At 33.4% G+C, this 16661-nt stretch carries 16 protein-coding genes and 6 pseudogenes; 14 read left to right on the forward strand and 8 right to left on the reverse strand.

Annotated elements, in window-relative coordinates; genetic code table 11:
• Positions 1 to 46: 46 nt before the first annotated feature.
• Positions 47 to 1171: a glycosyltransferase gene (locus FD18_RS06505; protein WP_057719140.1), complete on the reverse strand. Its 1125-nt coding sequence runs from the start codon at positions 1169 to 1171 to the stop codon at positions 47 to 49.
• Between the two features lie 95 nt (positions 1172 to 1266).
• Here FD18_RS06505 and FD18_RS06510 point away from each other — a divergent pair.
• The 6 genes and pseudogenes from FD18_RS06510 to FD18_RS06535 all read left to right on the forward strand — a co-directional run bounded on the left by FD18_RS06510 (position 1267) and on the right by FD18_RS06535 (position 7118).
• Positions 1267 to 1907 (forward strand): annotated as a pseudogene (locus FD18_RS06510) (DNA alkylation repair protein).
• A 78-nt stretch (positions 1908 to 1985) separates the two neighbouring features.
• A pseudogene (locus tag FD18_RS06515) lies at positions 1986 to 2400 on the forward strand (ABC transporter ATP-binding protein); the annotation flags it as partial.
• A 134-nt stretch (positions 2401 to 2534) separates the two neighbouring features.
• Positions 2535 to 4019, forward strand: coding sequence for a UbiD family decarboxylase (locus tag FD18_RS06520; protein WP_057719141.1), 1485 nt, complete (start codon positions 2535 to 2537; stop codon positions 4017 to 4019).
• Between the two features lie 12 nt (positions 4020 to 4031).
• Positions 4032 to 4595 (forward strand): UbiX family flavin prenyltransferase, encoded by a 564-nt coding sequence (locus tag FD18_RS06525; RefSeq protein ID WP_057719142.1) that lies wholly within the window; start codon positions 4032 to 4034, stop codon positions 4593 to 4595.
• A gap of 2 nt (positions 4596 to 4597) precedes the next feature.
• Entirely contained in the window at positions 4598 to 5026 is a 429-nt protein-coding gene (gene lpdD, locus FD18_RS06530) for a prenylated flavin chaperone LpdD (RefSeq protein ID WP_057719143.1), read from the forward strand.
• A 148-nt stretch (positions 5027 to 5174) separates the two neighbouring features.
• The gene (locus tag FD18_RS06535; RefSeq protein WP_057719144.1) at positions 5175 to 7118 is read left to right on the forward strand and encodes a M13 family metallopeptidase; all 1944 of its coding nucleotides are present in this window, start codon (positions 5175 to 5177) and stop codon (positions 7116 to 7118) included.
• A 59-nt stretch (positions 7119 to 7177) separates the two neighbouring features.
• Here the strand turns inward: FD18_RS06535 and FD18_RS09415 are convergent.
• A pseudogene (locus FD18_RS09415) lies at positions 7178 to 7860 on the reverse strand (ACT domain-containing protein); the annotation flags it as partial.
• Between the two features lie 36 nt (positions 7861 to 7896).
• On the opposite strand from FD18_RS09415, the pseudogene FD18_RS09420 reads away from it, so the two are divergent.
• The 5 genes and pseudogenes from FD18_RS09420 to FD18_RS06565 all read left to right on the forward strand — a co-directional run.
• Positions 7897 to 8349, forward strand: a pseudogene (locus FD18_RS09420) (IS982 family transposase); the annotation flags it as partial.
• Positions 8350 to 8412: 63 nt separating this feature from the next.
• A complete protein-coding gene (locus FD18_RS06550) occupies positions 8413 to 9057 on the forward strand; it encodes a nitroreductase family protein (RefSeq protein ID WP_057719147.1) in 645 nt (214 codons plus the stop codon).
• Between the two features lie 146 nt (positions 9058 to 9203).
• Entirely contained in the window at positions 9204 to 10334 is a 1131-nt protein-coding gene (locus tag FD18_RS06555; RefSeq protein WP_057719148.1) for a glycerate kinase family protein, read from the forward strand.
• Positions 10335 to 10420: 86 nt separating this feature from the next.
• Positions 10421 to 10972: an oxidoreductase gene (locus FD18_RS06560; protein ID WP_235499894.1), complete on the forward strand. Its 552-nt coding sequence runs from the start codon at positions 10421 to 10423 to the stop codon at positions 10970 to 10972.
• A gap of 297 nt (positions 10973 to 11269) precedes the next feature.
• Positions 11270 to 11712: pseudogene (locus tag FD18_RS06565) on the forward strand (PTS sugar transporter subunit IIA).
• 115 nt (positions 11713 to 11827) lie between these two features.
• Here the strand turns inward: FD18_RS06565 and FD18_RS10165 are convergent.
• The 4 genes from FD18_RS10165 to FD18_RS06580 all read right to left on the reverse strand — a co-directional run bounded on the left by FD18_RS10165 (position 11828) and on the right by FD18_RS06580 (position 13507).
• Positions 11828 to 12052 carry an RpiB/LacA/LacB family sugar-phosphate isomerase gene (locus FD18_RS10165; RefSeq protein ID WP_235499895.1) on the reverse strand — a complete coding sequence of 75 codons (225 nt, stop codon included), beginning with the start codon at positions 12050 to 12052 and terminating at the stop codon, positions 11828 to 11830.
• Positions 12015 to 12191, reverse strand: a complete 177-nt coding sequence (locus FD18_RS10170) for an RpiB/LacA/LacB family sugar-phosphate isomerase (RefSeq protein ID WP_235499896.1) — start codon at positions 12189 to 12191, stop codon at positions 12015 to 12017. Before FD18_RS10170 ends, FD18_RS10165 begins: the two co-directional genes overlap by 38 nt.
• 70 nt (positions 12192 to 12261) lie before the next feature.
• A complete protein-coding gene (locus tag FD18_RS06575) occupies positions 12262 to 12978 on the reverse strand; it encodes a GNAT family acetyltransferase (RefSeq protein ID WP_235499897.1) in 717 nt (238 codons plus the stop codon).
• Positions 12962 to 13507 carry a GNAT family N-acetyltransferase gene (locus FD18_RS06580; RefSeq protein WP_057719152.1) on the reverse strand — a complete coding sequence of 182 codons (546 nt, stop codon included), beginning with the start codon at positions 13505 to 13507 and terminating at the stop codon, positions 12962 to 12964. The genes FD18_RS06575 and FD18_RS06580 overlap by 17 nt, the downstream gene beginning before the upstream one ends.
• Before the next feature lie 83 nt (positions 13508 to 13590).
• On the opposite strand from FD18_RS06580, the gene FD18_RS06585 reads away from it, so the two are divergent.
• Positions 13591 to 14166 carry a hypothetical protein gene (locus FD18_RS06585; RefSeq protein WP_057719153.1) on the forward strand — a complete coding sequence of 192 codons (576 nt, stop codon included), beginning with the start codon at positions 13591 to 13593 and terminating at the stop codon, positions 14164 to 14166.
• Positions 14166 to 14534, forward strand: a complete 369-nt coding sequence (locus FD18_RS06590) for a nuclear transport factor 2 family protein (protein WP_057719154.1) — start codon at positions 14166 to 14168, stop codon at positions 14532 to 14534. The genes FD18_RS06585 and FD18_RS06590 overlap by 1 nt, the downstream gene beginning before the upstream one ends.
• A gap of 51 nt (positions 14535 to 14585) precedes the next feature.
• Here FD18_RS06590 and FD18_RS06595 read toward each other — a convergent pair whose 3' ends face one another.
• Positions 14586 to 15398, reverse strand: coding sequence for a DUF975 family protein (locus tag FD18_RS06595; protein ID WP_057719155.1), 813 nt, complete (start codon positions 15396 to 15398; stop codon positions 14586 to 14588).
• 64 nt (positions 15399 to 15462) lie between these two features.
• Positions 15463 to 16337, reverse strand: a pseudogene (locus tag FD18_RS06600) (SPFH domain-containing protein).
• Positions 16338 to 16492: 155 nt separating this feature from the next.
• Here FD18_RS06600 and FD18_RS10175 point away from each other — a divergent pair.
• Positions 16493 to 16627, forward strand: a complete 135-nt coding sequence (locus FD18_RS10175; protein WP_235499898.1) for a helix-turn-helix domain-containing protein — start codon at positions 16493 to 16495, stop codon at positions 16625 to 16627.
• Positions 16628 to 16661 lie beyond the last annotated feature (34 nt).

Raw genomic sequence — 16661 nt, forward strand, 5'->3', positions numbered from 1 at the left:
GTGAAAGATTTAACATAAGGATATCACAGATTTTTATGTTTGAATATTAGTTTGAAACATAATTTTTTTGAGCTTTTTCAAACATTGTTAAAACCTTTCTAGCTGAGTTTTCAATCGAAAGAGATTGGGCATAGTTTTGATAGTTCGCACTCATTGTCTTTAATTCTTGAGGATGAGTAATCCAGTAATCAATTCTCTTTGCTAAAATTTGGCTATTGCCAGCTGGAAAACGATTTTTTGGACTTAAAGCATAAACGCTAGTTGAAGAAAGCGGACTTTCCGCAATTACTGGTACACAACCAGTAGCGAAAGCTTCCATGCAAGCCATCCCTTCAACTTCGACATTTGCACAATGAACAACAATACTTGATTGATTCATTATATGTTTTAGTTCATCTCTATTATAAAAAGCAAGATGAGCGTTGACGTTTAGTTTATGACAGAGGTCGATATATTCAGACTTGAGTGGACCTTTACCGGCTAAAATAAGATGAATTTTATCTTTATATTTACTAAGTGAAATAGCTTTAATTAGAGTCTTTTGATCTTTTTCATTAGAAAAACGCCCAACTGAAAGAAGCGTAAAGGAATTCGACTTAAGATTTCTTTGATTATCCTCTAAGTAATAATTGCTAATTCCGTTTGAAATAACAACTAACTTAGACCTAAAACTATATTTTTGTAGCCTTTGTTTAACCTTGGTGGTTGGACATTGTAAATAATTGCAGTAGTTAAAAGTTGTATCACGAAAAATCTTCATGAAAGTAGAATTGATACTATGATGATCTAAGATAGGTACAGAGGCAGTTAAGTTCTCGGGATAAAGATGAAAAGTTCCAGTAATTGGCTTTTTCAGCTCTTTAGCAATTTTGCCTGCGTATGAGCAGACAGGAAAGGGATCTTCCAAGTGAACTAAATCTGCCCATTTAACAGCTTTTTTAATTATTGCTTTTTCCGGTTTTGCAAAATGAAATCCTTCTTTAGCAATTATGTCTTTAAAGATCGGAATAGTCATTACTGAAAGGGGGTAGTCTGGTTCTCCACCAGCAATAGAGGCAAGCACACGTACGTCTTGTCCCATTTTTGAAAATTGTTTAACAAAGCGTTGAGTAGAAATTGACATACCGTTACTTTTATTGAAATAATCATCGATGACAATTAAAATTTTCATGGTTATCACACTCTCTAGTTACTAGAATTATTTTAACAAGTAAGGGAACTGAAGTGAAAGAAATACATAAATATTAAGAGTTAAAATAGGAATTAATAAGACAAAGTGATCCAGAGATAGCTAAGCAAATGGAAAGCTATATAAGAAATAAGTTTAAGTTTTATGGCTTAAAAACACCAGAACGCAGGCAAAGTTATCATGATTTCATTAAACGAGAAAAGAATAATAAAAAGATTGATTGGGACTTGCTTAATCAAGCATGGAAAGATGAACATCGTGAAGCTCAATATTTTGTTTGTGATTATTTAATTGCACTTGAAAAATATCTTACTTTTGAATACATTGACCATATTTTTTATTATGTAAAATCTAAGTAATGGTGGGATACAATTGATAGTTTAATTAAACGGATTGGAAAACTTGGTTTAAGAGATGATCGGATAGACAATTTAATACGGTTAGAAGGATAGCGATCGAGCATCAACTTTTGCGTAAAGATAAAATGAATGTTGAATTATTAGATAAGATTTTAAAAAATAATTTAGGCAGTTCAGAATTTTTTATCAATAAGGTAATTAGTTGGGCATTACGTGATTATTCCAAAATAAATCCAAACTGGGTTCGAGACTTTATTGAAGCTCATCATACTGAAATGGCAACTCTTTCGATTAAAGAGGGAAGTAAATATTTACAGAAAAACTACTTTGCGTGTTCAAAGTGGTTTTTTAGTATATAAGTACTTTTTGTACATATAATTAGTCAATTTTTCATACAATATAGTTATAGGAAATACTAGAAATAGGGGATGAATAAATTGGCTTTTATTGAATTGAGAAATTGCTAAAAAATATGGAACAGGTGCAACTAAGGTCTGGGCAAATAAAAACCTTAGCTTCGATATTGAGCAGGGTGAATTAGTAATTATCTTAGGTTCATCTGGAGCAGATAAGCCTACTTTATTGAATATTTTAGGAGGGATGGAAAGTACAACAGATGGGAAAGTCGTTGTTAATGGCAATAATATTGCTACATCTTCTGCCAAGAAATTAACCAAATATCGGAGAAACGAAATTGGTTTTGTTTTTCAATTCTATAACTTGGTACCCAACCTAACAGCTAAAGAAAATGTGGAGCTGGCAAATGAGCTTGTAGCTAATCCGCTTGATGCGGAAGTTGTCTTAAAAGAAGTTGGGCTTGAAAACCGGATCAATAACTTCCCACTAAAATTGAAAATGACTTTTGGAATTATTTAAAGCAGTTTGAGATGCCAAATCGGAATAATTGATTTAAAAGATTGAATTGATAATTTCTTTATTTAGCTCGTATGATGTAAGAAAAGACTATATAAATAGGAGAATTTAATATGACTGATTTACCTAAAGATCCTTGGGATTTAAGAAAAGTATTGCGTGAGATTAAAGATAATCCAGCAGATTATCATGAAACAGATATTGAAATTGATCCAGATGCAGAAATCTCTGGAGTTTATCGCTACATTGGAGCAGGTGGTACTGTCGAAAGACCGACTAAAGAAGGTCCAGCGATGATGTTTAATAATTTAAAGGGCTTCCCTAATACTCGAGTATTAATTGGATTGATGGCAAGCCGAAAGCGTGATGGTCGAATTTTACATCATGACTATAAGACACTGGGGCGTTTTTTAAAAGATGCAGTTGAAAACCCAGTTCATCCGATTAAAGTTGATAAAAAAGATGCTCCTGCTCAAGAAGTTGTTCATTTAGCTAGTGATCCTGATTTTGATATTAGAAAATTAGTTCCAGCTCCAACTAATACCGAATACGATGCTGGTCCATACATTACTTGTGGTTTAGTTAAGGGATCTAATCCTGATAAGACGATGACTGATGTGACTATTCACCGGATGGTATTAGAAGATAAAGATACACTTGGAATGTATATAATGCCAGGCGGTCGTCATATCGGACATTTTCAAAAAGAATTTGAAAAATTGAATAAGCCTATGCCAATTACAATTAGCATTGGTCTTGATCCAGCAGTTACAATTGGAGCAACTTTTGAACCACCTACAACTCCATTAGGTTATGATGAGTTAGACGTTGCTGGAGCTTTAAGACAAGAACCAGTTCAATTAGTTGATGGTGTTTCAGTTGATGAATCAGCTTTAGCTAGAAGTGAATATGTTCTTGAAGGCTACATTATGCCTAATGAAACAATCAAGGAAGATATTAATACTGATTCTGGTTTTGCGATGCCAGAATTTCCTGGCTATAATGGTCCAGCTAATCCTGCTGTAAATGTAGTAAAAATTACTGCAGTTACTCATCGAAAAGATAATCCAATCATGCAATCTGTTATTGGACCTAGTGAAGAACATGTTTCAATGGCTGGTATTCCGACAGAAGCTTCAATTTTAGAATTAGTTGATAAGGCTATTCCCGGTAAAGTCGTTAATGTTTATAATCCTCCAGCAGGTGGTGGTAAGTTAATGACTATTATGCAAATTCATAAGGGTAATCCAGCAGATGAAGGAATTCAAAGACAAGCTGCAATTTTGGCCTTTGGTGCATTTAAGGAATTGAAGACAGTTTGGTTAGTTGATGAAGACGTTGATATCTTTGATATGAATGATGTGGTTTGGACTATGAATACACGCTTTCAAGCAGATCAAGATTTTGTCTGCATTCCAGGGATGCGTAATCATCCGCTTGATCCAAGTGAGCGTCCACAATATGATCCAAAATCAATTCGTGTTAAGGGAATGAGTTCAAAGACTATTGTTGATGGAACAGTACCGTTTGATATGAAGGATCAATTTATCCGTGCCAAGTTTAAAGAAATCCCTGATTGGGAAAAGTATTTGAAATAGGGTTGATTAGTTTTGAAAAAGATAATAGTTGGAATTTCAGGTGCTTCAGGTAGTATTTACGGGATTGATTTACTAGAAAAATTAAGTAAGGTAACTAACATTGAAACGCATTTAGTAATGAGTAATTGGGCCAAAGAAAATATTAAACTTGAAACTGATTATTCTGTAGCTGAAGTAGAAAATTTAGCAGATTTTGTATATGACAATCAAAATTTAGGTGCTGCAATTGCTAGTGGATCTTTTAGAGTTGACGGAATGGTTATCGCACCAGCTAGTATGAAGACTGTAGCTGGAATTAGCATTGGTTTTGATGAAGATTTAATTATGCGTGCTGCAAGTGTCATGCTTAAGGAGCAGCGTAAATTAATTTTAGTTCCAAGAGAAACGCCGCTATCCCCAATTCATCTGGAAAATCTTACTAAGCTAGCTAAATTGGGTGTTCACATTATTCCACCAATTCCTTCTTTTTATGATCATCCAAAAACTATTCAAGACATCATTGATCATCAGACGATGAAAGTTTTGGATAGTTTAGATATTGAAGCTGATTTTGCCAAACGTTGGGATGGTGAATAGACTTGAAAAAGACGCTTACAGTCGCTAAGAGTTTTCAGCTAAAGGCAGATTGCTTATTGAACAATCAAGATTTATTAGTAAATTTGACTGGTGGCAATATTCCTCATATTGGTGGAGTCGTTACCTTTGATCAAAAAACGAAAGAAGAGACCGTGGTTAAATTTGCTTCTCATGATGGTAGATTACATAAAGATATCTTTTTAGCTCAACGTTTAGCTGAAAAGATTGAGAAGAAATTGCCAGGTAACTTAGTAATTAACGCAGGAGTTCATATTGATGGAATTTCTAAAGAACAAATTGATGACTCTTTTGTAATGACTGATGAGATTGCCAAAAAAATTTTAGTTTGGGTACAAGAAGAAACTGCTAATTTTAAAGATCCTACATATACTACCCACCTTAAACGAGATGTTAGTGGTAAGTTAATTTAATAAATGAGTTATAAACAAATAAACGGTAGCAAGATTCTTTCTTGTTACTTTTTTGATTTAAAACTCTTAGAAGCAAGAAAATAAAAATTAGCTTAATATCTTTAATAATGATATCATTTACCTAATTAAAGAAATGGGGTAAATAATTATGAGAAGATACTTCAGCGTTCGCGGTGGTGCAGGTGATTTAACTAAGCCAGATGTTAATACAAGACCGCAAGATAATTTATATTTAGCAGTTAATTCAGAATGGCTTTCAAAAGCAAAAATTCCAGCCGACAGAACTTCAACTGGAATTAATTTAATTTTAGACATGCGAATTGAAGACAAGCTTATGAAGGACTTTGAAGATTTTGCTAGTGGCAAAAAGTCTCTTCCTGATGTAACAAACTTCGATAAAGCGATCAATTATTACAAGTTAGCAGCTGATTTTGATAAGAGAAATAAGGATCAAGCTGAGCCTATTAAGAAAGATCTAAACAGACTAACTTCTTTGAAAGATTTTGAAGAATTTAATCAAAAAGCAGCTCAATTAATATCAAGTGGTTACGAATTACCATTTGATATCTATGTATCTGAGGATATGAAAGATACAGATCATAATGCCTTATATGCAACTGGTCCACAGCTTTTCTTGCCAGATACTACCGCTTATCAAATCTCTGATGCTGAAAAGTTACTTTCTGTCTTAGAAAAACAAACTATAAACTTGCTTACTATGGCTGGAATAAGTGAAGAACAAGCTAAAACTTGGGCTAAGAATGGTATTGAATTTGATAAAAAACTTTCTAGGATTTTGAAGTCAACAGAAGAATGGGCTGATGAAGTGGCAATGTATAATCCAGCTAGTTTGTCTGACTTTGGAGCAAAATTTGATCAGTTTGATATCAATTCATTTTTAAAGCAGCTTTTGCCTGAAATGCCTGAAAAGGTAATTGTTGCAGAACCACGTTACTTTAATCATATTAATGATTTCTTGAGTGAGAGCGAATTTGATGAATTTAAGAGCTGGATGATTATTAAATTTATCAATAAAAGTGCAACCTACTTATCTCAAGATTTTAGAGAAGCTGCCTTTCCGTTTAGACAAGCAGTTTATGGTGTCCCAGAATTACCATTTCAAGCTAAGCATGCATATCGGCTAGCTAATGCGGCTTTTGATGAAGTAATTGGTATTTACTATGGTAAGACCTATCTCGGAGATGAAGCCAAGGCTGACGTAATTAGTATGATTAAAAAGATGCTTAAAGTTTATGAACAAAGAATTCAAAATAATTCTTGGCTTTCAGAAGATACTAAGAAACAAGCTATTATCAAATTAAAAGCTTTAAAGTTAAAGGTTGGTTATCCTGAAAAGAACAGAGCTCTATTTGATAATCTAGTTGTCGATCCAAATAAGAGTTTATATGAAAACCATGTTTTGATTAATCAAGAAAGAATTAAAGATATTCTTCAAAGATTAAACAAAAAGCCTGATAAAAGTATTTGGGAAATGCCAGGCAACTTGAACAACGCTTGCTACGATCCTTATAAGAATGACTTAACCTTCCCAGCAGGAATCTTGCAAGCTCCATTTTATGATGCAAAACAATCTCGGGCAGCTAACTATGGTGGAATTGGTGCAACAATTGGTCATGAAGTTTCTCATGCTTTTGACAATAACGGTGCTCAATTCGATGAAAAAGGTAACATGAAAAATTGGTGGACGAAGAAAGACTTTGCGGAATTTAACAAGCGTACTAAGGCAGTTGCTAATATCTTCGATGGCTTACAATATGGTCCAGTTAAGTTGAATGGTAAGCAGGTTGTTTCTGAAAATATTGCTGACTTAAGTGGACTTTCTTGTGCAATTGCTGCTAATAAGGCAGAAGGCGGAGAGATGAAAGATCTCTTTGAAACTTATGCTAAGAGCTGGATGCAGAAGCAACGTCCGGAATCAATTAAGGCTGAGGTACAATCCGATGTACATGCACCGCAACCAACTAGAGTTAATATTCCAGCACAGAATCAAGATGAATTTTATGCAGCTTATAATGTAACTCCAGAAGATGGTATGTGGCTTGATCCAGAAGACAGAATTACTATTTGGTAATAAGAGACCTAATGAAAAGAGCGATGAAGTGAATCATCGCTCTTTTTTGATACTATAGTTTAATTAAAAAATGTTTGATAAATAGTTCGAATTACTTCTTCAGCATCTTGTCTTTTAGTTCCGATCATGATCGAAATCTGGAATGCACCTTGGTTAATCATTTGAATTGAAATGTTCTTTTGACCTAGTGGGTAAAGAATGCTTGCACAAAGAGTTAGCTTATCCTGCATTCCTTCACCAACTACCATTGTAATGGCATAATCAGCAATCCACTGCATTTGATCTGGATTAGAAACTATTGCTGGATTAGCTGAAAAGATAGCATCTACATCGATAAAATTTTCGTACAATTCGGCATTGAAGTCTCGTGCTAAAATCACCCCTGTAATATCTGATCTACCACGCGAAAAAGTAGCCACGTTTCCAGATGGAGCAATTTCATAAAAGCTAGGAAAGATAATTTTTTCATCCGGATCAAGTTGAAGATTGTGCAGGTTAATGTAGGTTTCAGGATTAACAATGGCATCGTTTGGACTACCAGTAACAATTAATCCAGATTAAGAAAATTATGACTTGGAAGTTTCTTAATTAAAGCTCTGATTTCATTAAGCCCTTGCATACTTAAGCTGAAATATTCTCCAATTTGAGCAGAACGGCTGTAGATTTGTTCTTGAATTTCTTCACAGTTTTGTTTGCGAAGGGCAAAGTTTGCATATTTTATGAGGAGATCAGTAACTTTAGTACGCATAGTGCTAGTTAAATCGTTTTAGTTATAAAAAGTTCAATTGGGTATAAAGCTACTAAGAAGATTTACTATTATGGCTTCAAAGTACACGCAATTGTCAGTGGCGATGATTACATTCTTGATTATGTAGTTACTAAAGCTTCCGTGCATGATGCTAAAGAAACAGTTGAGTTAATGAGGACGCCCATCCAGGCAATCGTTATCTCCTTGCAGATGAAGGCTACTTAGATAAAAAGATTACATAATCAGCTAAAAGAAATGGGCTACATACTTTGGACGCCTTATCGTAAGAATATGGCAGAGACCAAGAAGCATAGTAATCGTCTATTAATGGCTATTCGTAGAACAGTTGAAAGTGATTTTTCACTTTTAACATATTATAATGCTGAAAATAATCGAGCTTGTAGTCTAACAGGATTTTAAGTTCGCCTAGAAATTGCCATACTTGCATATAATTTAGCTCATTGTCTAGAGAGATTTAACTAGCACCACGCGTAGTTTTAGTCTATGATAATATATGTAAGCGCTAATATATAGGAGGTAAATTTGATGACTCAATTTGAAAATAATAATTTTGGGGATGTATTGCTTAATCGCCACTCAGTTCGACACTTTCATAAGGATATAAAAATTCCTCGCGAAGAACTTAGAGAAATGATTAAAGAAACAATTACTGCGCCATCTGCATGTAATTTGCAAGCTTGGCAATTTGTAGTGGTTGATACTGATGAGGGAAAGAAGAAATTGCATGAATTTTACATGCCATTCAATAATCCTAAAATTGATACTTCAAGTGCAATTATTCAAATTTTTGGCAATACTTTAGCATTTAAAAAGTATCGTGCATTATGGGACCATATGTATGAAGAAAAAAGAATTTCTAAGGAAGAATTAGATGAAGTTTACAATACTTTCTTACCATTGTATGAACATGCTGATAAGACAATGCTTACTGCTGATGCCATGGTTGATTCTTCACTTGCTGCAATGCAATTGATGCTAGTTGCTAGAGCACATGGCTATGAAACCAATGCCATGGCAGGTTACGATGCTAAAAAAGCTGCTAGTGTGATGGGACTTGATCCAGAACAATATGTTCCGGTGATGGGAATTGCAATTGGCAAGCCAGACACTAGTGTAGAAGAATTGAAATCAGTTCGATATCCCGTTGATGATGTTTTAAATTTTGAATAGGTAAAAAGCATTCTGAAATTATTGATTGAATTTTAGAATGCTTGTGTTATGATATTTACTTTTTAACTTTCTCCTTGTAGGATTAACAATGACAATTGTCGCAACTATCTTATGTGGATTTATTTTGAAATAGGTAAGAAATAGAAATGACTAAGTATGTATTAGCTCCGGATTCTTTTAAAGAAAGTATGACTGCTAAAGAAGTATGTGATGCCATGGAAATTGGAATTAGAAAAGTAGAAGAAGATGCAGAAATAATTAAGGTACCAATGGCTGATGGCGGTGAAGGAACAGTCGATTCCTTAGTAGATGCAACTAGTGGAAAAAAGATTGTCGTAGAAGTTACTGGACCATTAGGAAACAAGGTAAAGGCTTATTATGGTTTATTAGGAGATGGAAAAACTGCGGTCATCGAAATGGCTAAAGCTAGTGGTTTAGAAATCGTGCCTAAAGACAAGCGTAATCCATTAATTACTACTACTTATGGGACTGGTGAATTAATTAAAGATGCACTTGATAATCAAGTTAAAGAAATTATCATTGGTTTAGGCGGCAGTAGTACTAATGATGGTGGAAGTGGCATGGCGCAGGCTCTTGGTGCACATTTATTAAATCAAAATAATCAAGAAATTCCTTGGGGCGGAGGAAATCTAGATAAGTTAGTAAAAATTGATGTTTCTAACTTAGATCCGCGTTTAAAGAATGTAAAAATTATTATAGCGAGTGATGTAACTAACCCATTGATCGGTCCAGAAGGAGCCTCAAATGTCTTTGGACCGCAAAAGGGCGCTAGTCCAGAAATGGTTAAACAACTTGAAAGTAATTTAAATAAGTATGCACAAATAATTAAAAGAGATTTAAACAAAGATATTGCGCAAAAGTCAGGAGCAGGTGCTGCCGGTGGTTTGGGTGCAGGATTAATGGCTTTTACTACTTGTGAAATGCATCAAGGCGTTGAGATTGCAATTCAAGTAACGCAATTAGATGAGAAGATTAAAACTGCAGATTATGTTTTTACCGGAGAAGGTGGGACTGATTTTCAAACAAAATTTGGAAAAACTCCATATGGTGTAGCAAAATTAGGTAAAAAATATCATAAACCAGTAATTTCTTTAGCTGGCTATCTTGGTAAAGGAATTGATAGTTTATATAGTGAAGGTTTTACTGCAATATTCGGTATTCTTCCCGGTGCTTGCAGCCTTGAAGAGGCCTTGGAAGATGGTCCTGTTAATGTAAGTCGCACAATGGAAAACATAGTTCGCTTACTTAAGTTTTAATTAATTTTTCTTACTTTACGTTAGTGAAAAGATGAACTATAATTAAAATTTCAAACTAATAAAAAGTAAGAAAAATGGACAAGAAAATGAAGAAATTATCAGATAAAGTGACTTTTAAACATGGTGCTGTAATTAGTAACCGTATGGTTCAACATAAAGATAAGTGGGGAGAGGCAGATGCCTTTCCAATGGCAGTTGCTAACGCAGTATTTGGGGTAGTTAAAAAGTATGTATTTGATAATTTCATTATTGGCTATCGAATTAGTCCAGAAGAAATTAATCCAGATAACGTTGGTTATACTTGGCATGAGGCTACTAAGTTAATTGATGAGTTAACAAATAAATTTGATTTTGATTATATTCATTTATCATTGCCAGATTATAAGTCTAAACCAAAAGATTCGAATAAAACATTTGCCCAATTAGTTAGACCAGTAATGGGACAAGATACCAAATTAATTATTGTAGGGAATGTAATGAATCAAGCCGATGCAGAAGATGCATTGAACTATACTGATTTAGTTACTGCTGGAAAAGCTCAGATAATTGATGCTAGCTTCTCAGCAAAAGTAGTGGCTGGCGAAGACGATAAGATTATAAAAAGATGTCGGCTCAGGAAGAAGAAAGTCAAGTATTAACACCGGGATTACGCGAAGTAATGGATATGAATACGAATCGACCTAATTGGGGGAAGAAGTTAAAAGAAGTGGATTATAGTAAAGCTATTAAAGTGGGAGAATATTTTTACTGAAACCACTTTACAAAAGAAAAAATTATTTTATTATAAAAATGCAAATTGTATATCAAATTGTAACGTGGATTGTAACTCTTTGAGGCATTACTGCAAACGATAAATAGAAATAGAGATATTTCTAGGTTTGTTTGTGATGCTTCAAGGAGTTTTTTTGTGGCTGAGCAAACTAGAAAGGTTAAAAATGTTTAGTTTGTTTAAGAAAAAAGAGAAGATAAATGTTGTTGCTCCGATTTCTGGAAAGTTAATTGAATTAGAGAAAGTAAAAGACCCAGTTTTTGCTAAAAAAATGATGGGTGATGGGTTGGTATTTGTACCAAATGTGCAAAGCTCAACTTTTGATGTTTATGCACCAGCTGATGCAAAAGTCATGTCATTGCTTACTACCAAACATGCCATAGGATTGAGAAATAGGGAAGGACAGGAAATTTTAATTCATATTGGGATTGATACTGTTGACTTAAAAGGAAAAGGTTTACTTCTTGTATAAATCAAGGTGATTATGTTCATCAAGGAGAAAAATTGATTTCAGTTGACGATAATGTGCTTAAGCAGAATAAACTTGATGATACGGTAATGGTGATTCTGGTTAAGGGTTATGATAAGGATTTGCTCATCAATTATTGATTTCGGGATGCATACTGATATTACTAATGGCAAATCAGATTTTACTAACTTAGATGAAGTAGTAGCTGAAATTGACGCTCAATATCATCGATTTTTAGAATTGATTGGCAAGAAACTAGATTATTTTGAAGGCCATGCAGTAGGGAAAAGAAGTGACATTGCCATTGTTAATATGGCTAAACAGAAAAGCATCTTGCGGGGTAGGAAGATAGCCACATTGGATATTAGGGAAAGGATTGCAGTCTAGCATCATTCCTTGACATGATATACAGCCAGTAACGACGCAGTCTAAAGAACGACTGTTAATTAATAAAGCAATTGCTAGTGAAACTTGAAACATAGGATAACTCAATCTTGCTATTTGGATAAATACCGAAATTAATTAATTCATCGTTTGAATTAATTGCTTCATTTAAATAATGTTCTAAAGTTTTGTTCTTTTCTTTTTGAGAACTAGCTTGAATAAGACCGAGTTTCATATTTAATTCTTTCCAAAAATTTTTAAGTTACATTATTTTTATTATAAGTTCAAAACTCTGGCATAGTGAGTTATTCATAAATATAAGTATTAAAACTAATTTCTTTATCAACGTTAAAACAATTAAGTACTCTACTTGCTACCCAATCTGTATCGTCTGCTTCAAAGAAAATGGAGGAATACTTATTGAACAATTTGCTTAAACTAGCTTGAATGAATGGATCACAGAATTTTTCATTAAACGAACAGATATAAGCTATTTCGTTTTTCTCAGTAAAAACGAAATTTTCAATTGTACCTTCTTCATTTCTACTATAGTAGCCAGTTTTGGTAGGAATTTCTTTAACAAAAGTATCCTCAGAAACAGTTAACGGAGAGACGGCTTGATGCGTTGCTTGATAATATTTATATAGTAAATGACAAAGTTTTCCATAGTTTTTATTGTTAATATCAAAGGGATAAAGAGAATAGGTAGAGTTTAGTTTTATCCTCAAATCGTTTTTAGTTACTTTTGGAGTATAACAATGACGTTTACATTTAAAGTCATTTCTAAGCAATAAATTGACTAAATCTGCATTAGTCGAATCAGTCATTACTTGAAGGGATTGACCTTCGGCTTGTTTAATTTCATTAAACGGGAAGTAAGGAGGATATTTAGTCAGGTTAAATTTTAGGTAAAGATACTTATTATGAAATTCGTTATGGTAGGTAGTAATAGTGCCTATATCTTGTTCATCGCAACGAACAATGTATTGATTATTTTTAATCTTTTTAATTTTTACAGACATTTTTCCACTCATCCCTTAATATTCCATATTTCATGGAATCATAATATTTTCCATTGTAATATCGTACTTTTCTAATTTGAGCTTCCTTTTGAAAGCCAAGCTTTTCTGCAACGTGCATCATCGAAGGATTACCAGACCAGGTTGTTAATCCGATATGTTCCAATTTATTAGTATTTTGAAAAATGTGATTAATCCAAATTTGTAGTGCAGTTGTGCCATATCCGCCACTCCATTTGCTTGAGTCATAGATCACAATTCCGATTTCAAGCCAGCGTGTTTGTTTATCAATCCAATCTTTTGAAACCATACCAATTGGTTGATTGTTTACTGTAATACAGCGACATTCTTCGCTTAATAAAAATTTAGCGATAGGACTTTCTTTGAATGATTTAAAATCTGTAAATTTTTGATAATCATTAAAGTACGGTTCATTAAATTTGGTCCATGCAGGTTGATTGACTGAAAAACCTTGTTGCCAAACTTCTTTTAACGAGTTTTCTGTAAATTGGGTTAAACTAACTTTTTCCATAATGGACTCCTTGATTATTTATTATAGTAGTATTTTTTGAAAGCGCTCTATAATATAGATGATGACAGAAGAAGGCGATTGAGATGAAAAATGCAAATGAAATAATTATTGGTAAACCGGTAAAAATTAGCCATGTTTTAATCGGAGCAACTACAATTGTTATACTTTCATTATTTGTTACTGGCTTTGGTTATTTGCCTTGGTGGGTATTTCTAATTGTTTTGATACTAGGAATTTTTATTACTTTGCCGACATGCTTTAATTCCTATTGGAGAATTAATAAGGAAGAAGTAAAGATTACTTCTTATAGCAATAATGATGCTATTAAATTGATGCAACTGTTGGGTTTGCATAAAAAAGACGAGCAAATGATAAAGTTGCCTAATATTGAAAATGCAGAAATTATCTATAAAAAGAATATCAGAATAAGTCCTGTTGACTTTAATCCAGATTACCTTAACTTATATCTTGATACAAAAGATGGACAGAAATACACATTGTCTTTAGGGAATATCGACTATCAAAAGCTTGCTACAATTATACAGTTTTTAAAGGATAGTCAAATAGAATTAATAGATAAGCAGGGGATTGTGCAACTTTTAAGAGAAAATAAGAATTTATTTACTCATTTTCACAATAAGAAATGGACAGCTGTTTAATGACAAAAGAAGATGTAATTGGGCAATATTTCTGTAGTGGGCTTAAAAAAGATATAAATTTATGTAAGAACTTATTTGCTGAGAATGCAACGTATAGTGAGTGCTATGGCCCAATTTATAGAAATAAAAGAGAAATTTTAACTTGGTTTCGTGATTGGAATAAAGAGGAAAAAGTTCTTAAATGGCCAATCAAAAAAATATTAATTATAAGAAATGCAGCAATTGTAGAATGGTATTTTAAATGCAATTATCATGATAAAATAAGTGAATTCGATGGAGTATCACTTGTTGAGTTTGATAATCAAAATAAAATTAAGAGTGTAAAAGAATTTCAATCAAAATCAGAGCATTATTATCCGTATTCCTAAAAATACGATCTAGGGCAGTGAGTCTTAGATCGTATTTTTCTGATATCTTATTTAGTTTTCCTCTTTCTTAAGATATTTATCGCCTACTAAGGTGCGATAAAAGTTAGCAACAGTTTGACGATAGTATGGTTGAAGGTAAAGAGAGAGTAAAAAGTTGATGATAGCGATTAGAATGATTGCAATTAAAAATGCAAACAATGCTTGAAAAGCAATATCAGCTAACATAGGTTTACTAAATGGTTTTAGAGAAAGAAAAGCGATAATTATTCCCGCTAAACCAGTAATAAAATACCAAATATTAAAAGTTAACCAAATGATGAATAAGGTAGTTTTATTGCCTTTCATAACCTTGCGTGATTCACTTATCGCTTCTGTTGCAGTCATTTCGTATTTTGAATCAATCATATCCTTCATAATGTAAGGTGCCATTGCGTAAGAAAATCTTTTAATGATACCAGGAATTATTAATAAAAGACCCCAGAAAAAAGTAAATAGGGTAGTTAGCAAGCTGGTAAGAAATGTTTTAGAAAAATAGCCATTAGTAAAACTAGAAAACATTGCTTTAAAAATATTGGGCTTTTCACCTGTATCTCTAAAAGCTAATGTTGCATACTGAACTCCCCAAGCAATCATCGTAGCAATTAAACCGGTAATGATAGTAAATATGCTCCATCCTAAGCCTCGCCACCATGAGACAAGAAAAAGATTATCAGTATTAAAACTACCAGTCCAAATATAGTTAGTTACGTATTCGAGAAGTAAGTTAATAATACCAGGAATAATTAATAATCCAATTACCCACAGCCAGTTGCCTTTTAGCTGTTTGCGAGCAGTTTTTCTTAATTCTTTGCGGTTGATTTCCATTAGTTGATCCTTTCTTAGAAAAGCAAAAGGCTCCTAGCTTAAAAAGTTAGAAGTCTTTGATTTTTCAATCTTTATTTTTGCTTTGATCCCAGATTTTTTAGCGGTCGGAATTTTTCCTAGATCACTAATTTCATCTTTGTCAACAACAATCAAATTGTTGGGACCTTGAGCAAGTTGGTTGAAGCTATCAAGACTTTGATTTCTAAAGTAGCCTTCGCCAGCGTTATCAAGTGATTCTTGTAATTTCTTAATTCGGTAGGCATCCGCATCAGCTTGAGTTTTAATTGCTTCCGCATTTGCCTTGGCTGTAGCAACTAAGGCATCATTTTTTGCCTTAGTCGTTAATTCGATATTTCTAGCTTCACCTTCAGCACGTGCAATAGCAGCAGTCTTTTCACGGTCGGCCGTTAATTGCTTATCCATTGCCTTTTGAATTTCTGGACTAGGAAGCAATTCATCAACATTGACACGAACAACGCGAATGCCGTAAATATCAGTCAAATCGCCAATTGCTTCCGCAAGTTGCGCGTTAATCTGACTAGTTGAACCTAAAGTTTCATTTAATTCCATTCGACCAATAATGTCACGAAGGTGACCGCGAATTAATTGCACCATTGATTCAACAGAATCCGTGTTGTTGTAGGAGTATTTGTAAGAATCTGTAACAAGATAGTTTAAAGTTAAGCTGGTAGTAATTTCCGCGTTATCTTTAGTAATAATTCGGTATTTAGAAATTTCTAAAGGCTGCAGAGCTAACGACACTTTTCTAATTCTCTGAACTCCAGGGAAAATCATCACAAAGCCTGCCTTTACAGTGCGTGAGTACTTACCTAGAGTTTTAACTAAGCCCTCGTAATTTTGCGGAACAATATGAAAACTTAAAGCCAATAGAACAAAAAGTAAAATCACTAAAACAATTAGTAAAATTCGCATTAACATGATACTTTAACTCCTTTCATTAATTTTGACTTATATTATCCCAATATTTTTAGTAAAATGAAATAGTTTTTTTAAATATTTTTCAGATAGAAATTATTGAAGTGGATAAAAATCGATTATAATTGTAGAAAAATAGAAGACAAGGTGGGTATGGAATGACTATTGGCGAGTTGTTAAAACAAACAAGACAATCACTTGGTTTAACGCAAACAGAGATGGCAGCTGGCATTGTTTCAACTTCTTATTATTCAAAGTTTGAACGAAACATTCATCAAAATAAGTGCAGATGAATTGATTGCTATTCGGAATAAACATCATATTGAT

It is taken from the genome of Lactobacillus taiwanensis DSM 21401 (assembly GCF_001436695.1).
Classification (GTDB): domain Bacteria; phylum Bacillota; class Bacilli; order Lactobacillales; family Lactobacillaceae; genus Lactobacillus; species Lactobacillus taiwanensis.

Bases quoted from the DNA above. Each gene is read 5' to 3' on its own strand.
- FD18_RS06505 (WP_057719140.1), bottom strand. From the start codon at position 1,171: ATGAAAATTTTAATTGTCATCGATGATTATTTCAATAAAAGTAACGGT.
- FD18_RS06520 (WP_057719141.1), top strand. From the start codon at position 2,535: ATGACTGATTTACCTAAAGATCCTTGGGATTTAAGAAAAGTATTGCGT.
- FD18_RS06535 (WP_057719144.1), top strand. From the start codon at position 5,175: ATGAGAAGATACTTCAGCGTTCGCGGTGGTGCAGGTGATTTAACTAAG.
- FD18_RS06550 (WP_057719147.1), top strand. From the start codon at position 8,413: ATGACTCAATTTGAAAATAATAATTTTGGGGATGTATTGCTTAATCGC.
- FD18_RS06555 (WP_057719148.1), top strand. From the start codon at position 9,204: ATGACTAAGTATGTATTAGCTCCGGATTCTTTTAAAGAAAGTATGACT.
- FD18_RS06560 (WP_235499894.1), top strand. From the start codon at position 10,421: ATGAAGAAATTATCAGATAAAGTGACTTTTAAACATGGTGCTGTAATT.
- FD18_RS10165 (WP_235499895.1), bottom strand. From the start codon at position 12,052: ATGTTTCAAGTTTCACTAGCAATTGCTTTATTAATTAACAGTCGTTCT.
- FD18_RS10170 (WP_235499896.1), bottom strand. From the start codon at position 12,191: ATGAAACTCGGTCTTATTCAAGCTAGTTCTCAAAAAGAAAAGAACAAA.
- FD18_RS06575 (WP_235499897.1), bottom strand. From the start codon at position 12,978: ATGTCTGTAAAAATTAAAAAGATTAAAAATAATCAATACATTGTTCGT.
- FD18_RS06580 (WP_057719152.1), bottom strand. From the start codon at position 13,507: ATGGAAAAAGTTAGTTTAACCCAATTTACAGAAAACTCGTTAAAAGAA.
- FD18_RS06585 (WP_057719153.1), top strand. From the start codon at position 13,591: ATGAAAAATGCAAATGAAATAATTATTGGTAAACCGGTAAAAATTAGC.
- FD18_RS06590 (WP_057719154.1), top strand. From the start codon at position 14,166: ATGACAAAAGAAGATGTAATTGGGCAATATTTCTGTAGTGGGCTTAAA.
- FD18_RS06595 (WP_057719155.1), bottom strand. From the start codon at position 15,398: ATGGAAATCAACCGCAAAGAATTAAGAAAAACTGCTCGCAAACAGCTA.
- FD18_RS10175 (WP_235499898.1), top strand. From the start codon at position 16,493: ATGACTATTGGCGAGTTGTTAAAACAAACAAGACAATCACTTGGTTTA.